This is a genomic window from Neobacillus vireti (assembly GCF_036962345.1).
GTDB lineage: Bacteria > Bacillota > Bacilli > Bacillales > Cytobacillaceae > Neobacillus > Neobacillus vireti_A.
On the sequence record NZ_JBALNB010000008.1, the window covers coordinates 90,988 to 97,695 of the forward strand.

At 35.7% G+C, this 6,708-nt stretch carries 8 protein-coding genes and 1 pseudogene; 5 read left to right on the forward strand and 4 right to left on the reverse strand.

What is annotated here, in order from left to right:
* The first annotated feature begins 4 nt into the window (after positions 1 to 4).
* Entirely contained in the window at positions 5 to 844 is an 840-nt protein-coding gene (locus V7108_RS10675; RefSeq protein WP_335568205.1) for a YheC/YheD family protein, read from the forward strand.
* Positions 845 to 980: 136 nt separating this feature from the next.
* Here the strand turns inward: V7108_RS10675 and V7108_RS10680 are convergent, their stop codons facing one another.
* Both V7108_RS10680 and V7108_RS10685 read right to left on the reverse strand, forming a co-directional pair.
* Positions 981 to 1,430: a GNAT family N-acetyltransferase gene (locus V7108_RS10680; protein WP_335568206.1), complete on the reverse strand. Its 450-nt coding sequence runs from the start codon at positions 1,428 to 1,430 to the stop codon at positions 981 to 983.
* A 70-nt stretch (positions 1,431 to 1,500) separates the two neighbouring features.
* Entirely contained in the window at positions 1,501 to 2,145 is a 645-nt protein-coding gene (locus tag V7108_RS10685) for a class I SAM-dependent methyltransferase (protein ID WP_335568207.1), read from the reverse strand.
* Between the two features lie 686 nt (positions 2,146 to 2,831).
* Here V7108_RS10685 and V7108_RS10690 point away from each other — a divergent pair.
* Positions 2,832 to 3,602, forward strand: coding sequence for a DUF2268 domain-containing protein (locus tag V7108_RS10690; protein WP_335568208.1), 771 nt, complete (start codon positions 2,832 to 2,834; stop codon positions 3,600 to 3,602).
* Between the two features lie 94 nt (positions 3,603 to 3,696).
* Here the strand turns inward: V7108_RS10690 and V7108_RS26915 are convergent.
* Positions 3,697 to 3,768 (reverse strand): annotated as a pseudogene (locus V7108_RS26915) (YjcZ family sporulation protein); the annotation flags it as partial.
* A gap of 54 nt (positions 3,769 to 3,822) precedes the next feature.
* A complete protein-coding gene (locus V7108_RS10700) occupies positions 3,823 to 3,921 on the reverse strand; it encodes a YjcZ family sporulation protein (protein WP_335510086.1) in 99 nt (32 codons plus the stop codon).
* Between the two features lie 354 nt (positions 3,922 to 4,275).
* Here V7108_RS10700 and V7108_RS10705 point away from each other — a divergent pair, with 354 nt between their 5' ends.
* The 3 genes from V7108_RS10705 to V7108_RS10715 all read left to right on the forward strand — a co-directional run bounded on the left by V7108_RS10705 (position 4,276) and on the right by V7108_RS10715 (position 6,257).
* On the forward strand, positions 4,276 to 4,536 hold the full coding sequence (locus V7108_RS10705) for a hypothetical protein (RefSeq protein WP_335510084.1): 261 nt from the start codon (positions 4,276 to 4,278) through the stop codon (positions 4,534 to 4,536).
* Between the two features lie 205 nt (positions 4,537 to 4,741).
* Entirely contained in the window at positions 4,742 to 5,566 is an 825-nt protein-coding gene (locus tag V7108_RS10710) for a hypothetical protein (RefSeq protein WP_335568209.1), read from the forward strand.
* Between the two features lie 202 nt (positions 5,567 to 5,768).
* Positions 5,769 to 6,257 (forward strand): SRPBCC family protein, encoded by a 489-nt coding sequence (locus V7108_RS10715; RefSeq protein WP_335568210.1) that lies wholly within the window; start codon positions 5,769 to 5,771, stop codon positions 6,255 to 6,257.
* Positions 6,258 to 6,708 lie beyond the last annotated feature (451 nt).

A 6,708-nucleotide genomic window follows, 5' to 3' on the forward strand; every position in this document is an offset into this window, starting at 1 on the left:
TAGAATGTCGCCTTTTTTGGATCCAAATAGGGAGTTTTTTAACAAATGGGAGATGTATAAATTACTATTCCGGCATTCCATAAAAAACATACAAATCCCAGATACAAGATTATTTTCAAAAGAATCTTTGTCATCGATGCTTATCGAATATCCCCTTCTTTATATAAAGCCAATTGCCTCCTGGGGTGGGAAAGATATCAGTACCATTCAACAAAACGACAACTCCTTTGTTTGGACTATACAGGGGAGAGAAGCAGTCTTTACTCATGACTTTAATAAGATCTATCATCAAATTGACCAATTTTATCAAGAAAAAAGTACTATCATACAAAGAGGAATCCCAACAGTCAGGTTTAACGATCATGTATTTGATATAAGGTCCCATTTATATAAGGAGATGGATGGTTCTTGGGTCTATGCAGGTGATTTAGTAAGAATTGGCGGGACAGGATCCATCGTTTCCAATGTTGAAATTAGCAATGGTTCAGTTAGACCGACTGATGAAGTTATTTCTATGATATTCCCTGATCAAAACCAGCCCTTTTCAACCGAAACATTAAAGAATGTCTCCTTGGAAATTTGTCATATGCTTGATCAATACCATTTTTTTTCTGAAGTAGGACTTGATTTTGGATTGGACCATCGAGGAAACCTATGGATTATTGAGATCAACACGGATGATACCCAAGGAGGCCCGGATCCGTATTTATTCTCCCTCCTTCCAGACCAAAGCTCCTTTGATAAAATCATCCATCATAAAGCTAAAATTTATGAAAAATGGATGAGGAATGTGATGGACTCATTTGAAACCTATTTAACGGAAAAGGGGAATGAACCAGATTGATCTAGTAATATTTATAGGCAGTTAGAATTGAGACGTCAATCTTCTTAGAGTTCTTATCTAAGTTTTGTGTCGGTTACAGCTGGTAAAACAAAAAGACTTGCAAGGTTTCTGCAAGTCTTTTGTTACATCTAAATTATTAAGTGTCAAGGTAAATGTTTTTTTCCATTAATCTTGACACCTCGTGGAAACCCAGCTTTTGATAAAGTTGTTTTGCACAATTTCCTGCAAATACATGTAATTGTACTTTATGATGTCCCTGTTTCTTCAAGTTTTTAATCCCTTCTATACACAACTGTCGTGCGATTCCTTTCCTGCGATATTCCGGGATAACATACACCTCTGAAATAAATCCAACCATTTCACCGTTATAATAGTTAAATGTACTCGCTACACCTAACCACCCTTTAATCACGTTATTCTCTGAATATACAAGATAATAACCATCATCTCCTGAAAAAGGTGACCCTATTGGGGTTTCATGATTTTCGATACCATCGAGCAGACCCATTGTGGATTCCTCGAAGACTTTCTTAGAATAAGTCAGAATCTCCTGATTCTCTTGGCAGGTGGCTTTTCTGATTGTCATCCTGCTCCAACCCCTTTATCAACAGATTTTTATACATGGTTAAGGTTTTATCTGACTTGATCCTTTACTATTACACACAGCATCTAAACACTCGGAAACCTATTATATTACGATACATTTCTGTTAGTTGCAGATGTTGGTCTAGTATGGCAAATAACTTATCATCTAACTGTTCAGAAAGGGAAAAATCAGTAGCACTCTCTAAATCAGATTCATCAAATTGCAAATTGACTTTTTCAATATTTATTTGTTGGAAATTGGCCTTTTGAAAAAGGGAATTCCACTCCGGAACTGTAAGAATCTGGGGAACTTCATAAAACTCCTTGATTGTGGTTAATTCTTCCTTAGGAAGGGGTTCCTCAAGAACCATTTCTATCGCTAATAAAACACCATTTGGCTTCAAAACTCGTCTTAACTCTGCAAGGGTCTTGGAGACATCTGTGAAGGCTGCGACCGATTCGGATAATATCAGATCAAATGATTCTTCACCAAACGGCAGACGTTCAACACTTCCATGCTTTGTTTCAATAGAAAGATTTCTAGATTTAAATCTTTTTTTCGCCTTCTCAAGCATGATTTCATTGTTGTCTAAACATGTTATTTTACATTTATACTTTTCCGCTATATAGGCAGACGTTTGTCCGGTACCACAGCCAACATCCAAAATGATGGTTTTTTCACTTATTTTTTCCCGTGGCAAAATTTCTTTAGTCAATTGAAGTCCTCCAGGGTGAGCACCCCCAACTCCCAAAAACGCCAAGCAATCAAGATATGTGTATTCCACCTTTTTGCTCCCTTTTATTAAAAATTTTATTTTTTAATTCAAATTAGTAAAATTTGGACTAATTTGATCATAAAGTTGTTTTATATTTCCAGCAGTTGTTGTCATCATCTCTATATTTAATTTTCCTTCCGAATCATAAAGCTGGGATAAAATATATGGATTTTTGGGCCTTTTGATGACGATGTGTGTGTCTTTCATGATGATATCGTGGTGGGAATGGGCGTCTAGATCTCCCTTGAAACATGATGAATACCTCCTATATTGAATGCAATATCTTATTCAAAAAGTAGGTTTGGGATAGGGCATCCGCCTTCATTGAGGCATTATTTTTTTGTGAAATAAGTATTTCATGTATTGATTCTTACGTCAGATTTTTATATGGATTGTTTGTTGTAATCAAGACGGTAACTTCAATTTGTGCTAAATTTTATAAGAATGGACGAATTTTAGTGGGATGAAACAGTACAATTAAAATTACTCCTATCATAAATTCATGTTTAGAGATACGACCTCTACCTCACAGATGAATGAAAACAAGATCGTGAAGAATGAACCATGAATATACTTATATGGAAACTGTGAGTTAATTTAAGTAAAAAGGGAAAAGCGGTGCTGGGATGAGCGTGATGAGAACAGATAAATGGCTGTTAGAAGCATATGAAAGGCCCATTGAAATTTGTGAAAAACTAAGGGAGCTTTTTGATGGTGCGTATGCCTCCGAGATTTATGATTATTTATTACTACATGGAATGTATTCTCCATCTACAAATGGAAAAGACCGAATAATAAAGTTACAAAGTAATCAGGTATGGGGAATGGTTCAAAATGAAGCACAAATCCTTCAAAATATGTGGAAAGGTCCAGATATTCCTATTTTTATCTTTCCATCAGATAATAGTAACCAAACAATGAAGATTGATTTCAATGGGAAGTCTGGTTTATCTTTTAAGGATAAATTATTTTTGTTTATCTCCGAGCAGAATACTGAAGCGGAAATAAAATCATTGCTTACACATGAATACAACCATGTTTGTCGGTTGAATTATTATCCAAAACATGAAGATGACTACACATTATTAGATACTATTATTTTAGAAGGATTAGCTGAAAATGCTGTGCGTGAAAGGTTTGGGGAAGAACTTTTGTCCTCTTGGACTTCTTTTTATACAGACAAAGAGTTGCTTAAAATGTGGAAAAAACTAATTGTTCCAAACCGCTCTATTTTAAAAACAGACCTTAAACACCATAACCTATTATATGGATCACCTTTATACCCCAAAATGGCGGGATACTCTGTTGGGTATTTCTTAGTTAAAACACATATGGAAAACAATGATTTAACATCAAAAGATTTACTTTCCGCTGAGCCCGAGCAGTATTCTCTTTAAAAAAGGGATTGAATCAATCTTTTTCAAAATCTATGGGATCATGAAAATAGTAAAAAAGGGTGACGGGTTTATTCCGCCACCCTTTCTGCTTCTTTTAATAACGAACGGGACCGATAATAATCAGGAGGAAAAATAATACGACAATTAACGCGAATCCTTTTGAAAAGCCATCGCCGTATCAATATCCCACTAAATCCACAACATCCAAAGCCCATAAAATTTAGTATCCCCACCAAGAAGCTCCAATGATGATAAGCAGTATAAATAATACGACTAATAAGGCAAATCCGCCTCCGTAGCCTGCTCCAGCTCCACTCATTTATGATCACCTCCAAACGCTCTAAAATAGTCTATGTCGTTTCAAGGTCATTGGACCTCGATTAAAATCCCAACTTTTTATTTTATGGATTAATAACCTCCCGCTAAGGAAGGACTTTAAAAGGAGGTTTTAATGCAATACGATCACTTACCCTGGAAATTAGATTATGTTTATAAATCACGATACTGAATATTTGGATAAAAACTGCTTAAATGTTTGGAAATTAATCAGGTTGTATCAAAAATTTTTTAATGAAGAACACACTTCCGCAAAAAACCTGGTATGTCTGTCCATACGACTATTAATTTATAACATAAGATATCTTGTACTTAAATCGGATGGGGGTAAAAATTTATGACAATGGGAAATTATTATGGTTTATGTAACAAATATAGAGGTAGAGCAGTTGTAATCAGGACACGCGATGGGAGAGTTCACAATGGAATTATTCATCGTGTTACTCCAAACAGAGTGTATCTACAACCTCTAAGACGTGGAAGAAACCTAGGGGGATTTGGTTATGGTTATTACGGATATGGCTGGGGGGCCGGCTGGGGAATTGCTTTAGGCGCAATCGTTGGAGTATCTCTAGCTGCTGCATTTTTATGGTGGTAAAATAATTTCAGTTTTAACGTTTGAAGGATTATAAATCTTTTATAGGTATATGTGCTACGAGTTATACTTTGCGTTACTATTACGAATACACTTATAGCTATACGCATCCTATGATCTGCCAAAAAGTGGGCTTCTTAGATTTGGAAGCCCTATTTGTTGTTTCGCCGAATTTGCGCCCAGATTTTTACCATGCTTCAAGGGATTAATGAGCAACAATTCTATTAATCCTGAAGGGAAGCTCACTTCGTTTTCTGTCTCTGGACAATTTCCTTCAAAAGAAAAGGTAAAGGAGGACACCTACATACTTTCCTTTAAAAAAATAGAACATCTGGCAAAGGAACAATTGAAATTGGTTGAATTTCCTTCTTACGCAAAGAATAAAATATTTCCTATTTATGCAGTGGAGGAAATCTATGTCAAGAATGACCAAACGTCAACCATTCCATTTGAATTTATTGTAGACGTAAACTCATATTTGAAAATTGACAAAACCATTCATTGGGATGAACCCATTAATAAACCATTTGAACGAAAAGAGATTCGTTGGATTGAAGACGTATCAGCAGAACAAGCATTTTCATGCGAACCAAGCCCTGTTTCATTCCCAATAACAAAAATAGAACAAGAGAAATGTGATCTGGCAGTCAAAGACTTTTTACGACAGGAATATCCGAAAGATAGTGGAAACTGGATTTTAAAAACACTTCATCGTGATAAAGGGTACATTCATGCCATATTAAGAGCAAACAAGCAAGACAATCGTGTTTTTAAAAGAAAACTAGTGATCATGATTGAAGCGAAGAGCCTTCATGTTGTAAATTACATGGATAATAAACCGATGTTGGAAACTTTTGACCAATTTCAAGCACCTAAAAAAGTAACAGTTAATAAAGAAGAGGCGTTTGAAAAAATGAAAGGAGTGTTTGAGCTAAAGCCCTACTATGTTTATGATTTTAAACAAAAACAATATGTTTTATGTGGAAAGTTAGATTCTAAATATGGGGTGATAGCGTCAACGGAGAGGTTATAGCTTTAGATGATTTGTAGACTAATTGACAAAGAAAGAAAACAAATTAAAAGTAAAGTTAGATGAAACGAATACACAAGGAGAGGCAATCGAACAACTTGTTTAAAAATTAACATTAGAACCAGAATATAAAGCTATTGATGTGTTGATTAATGGGAAAACTAAACCGAAGAGAAAGAAAACTAGGATTACTGGAGGAATTATCATGTCAACTCAGATCAAAATCACTCATACTTTCAATGCTTCACGTGAACTTGTATTTAAGGCATTAACGGAAACAGAACACCTAAAGAACTGGTGGGGACCAAAAGAGTGGACATTCGAAGTTTCTAATTCAGATTTCCGTCCGGGCGGTGTTTTTCACTACAGCCAGAAACCTGCTGACGGCAACGTAATGTGGGTTAAATTTGTATACCGTGATATTATTGCGCCAGAGAAAATCGTTTACACCAGTTTTTTTTCTGATGAAGAAGGTAACATTGTACGTGCACCCTTTCACGCAAATTGGCCAATGGAAACCCTGAATACCATTACACTCAACGAGGATGAAGGAAAAACAACCCTAACAATGGCTGTGGTTCCCGTATCCCCGACAGCGGAAGAGATTAAAACCTTCGAGGATTCGAAAGAGATGGCTCGGGAAGGATATGCCGGAACCTTTGATCAATTAGATGAATACCTACCAAATATATAAACCCTTAAAATCGCCGACCAAATGGTTCCGTTTTCGTGTGCTTTCTTATTAAAAGACACAAGAATTGACGTATGAATTGGCATACTTCTTTTTCTTTATATATCAAGGTTTCTACTAAATTTCATTAACTTTGACAAAGCAATTGATATCATTATTATGACGGACAATAAGTATTGTACAAATATAAGAGAGGGCCAAAACTTCTGTCATTTGCAGTGCTGGTTTGAGTACCAACTTTATTGATCTTTATAGCCTGATCGATATAAAGCTGCTAATTCCTGCCTCTTAGGATTAAGATGGTCCGAACTTATAGGTTGGGGAATCAGGTTTAAGCACCCGCCTGATAAATAGACGGAATAATTCCGCCTATTTGGTAATTATTATTAAAAATAGTTTAAATAGACGGAAAAATTCTGACTATTGCCTCGGAATGGAGGTTAGTCTAAAAAGT

Coding starts and splice junctions, on each gene's coding strand:
- V7108_RS10675 (WP_335568205.1), top strand. CDS start 5: ATGTCGCCTTTTTTGGATCCAAATAGGGAGTTTTTTAACAAATGGGAG.
- V7108_RS10680 (WP_335568206.1), bottom strand. CDS start 1,430: ATGACAATCAGAAAAGCCACCTGCCAAGAGAATCAGGAGATTCTGACT.
- V7108_RS10690 (WP_335568208.1), top strand. CDS start 2,832: ATGAGCGTGATGAGAACAGATAAATGGCTGTTAGAAGCATATGAAAGG.
- V7108_RS10700 (WP_335510086.1), bottom strand. CDS start 3,921: ATGAGTGGAGCTGGAGCAGGCTACGGAGGCGGATTTGCCTTATTAGTC.
- V7108_RS10705 (WP_335510084.1), top strand. CDS start 4,276: ATGACAATGGGAAATTATTATGGTTTATGTAACAAATATAGAGGTAGA.
- V7108_RS10710 (WP_335568209.1), top strand. CDS start 4,742: ATGAGCAACAATTCTATTAATCCTGAAGGGAAGCTCACTTCGTTTTCT.
- V7108_RS10715 (WP_335568210.1), top strand. CDS start 5,769: ATGTCAACTCAGATCAAAATCACTCATACTTTCAATGCTTCACGTGAA.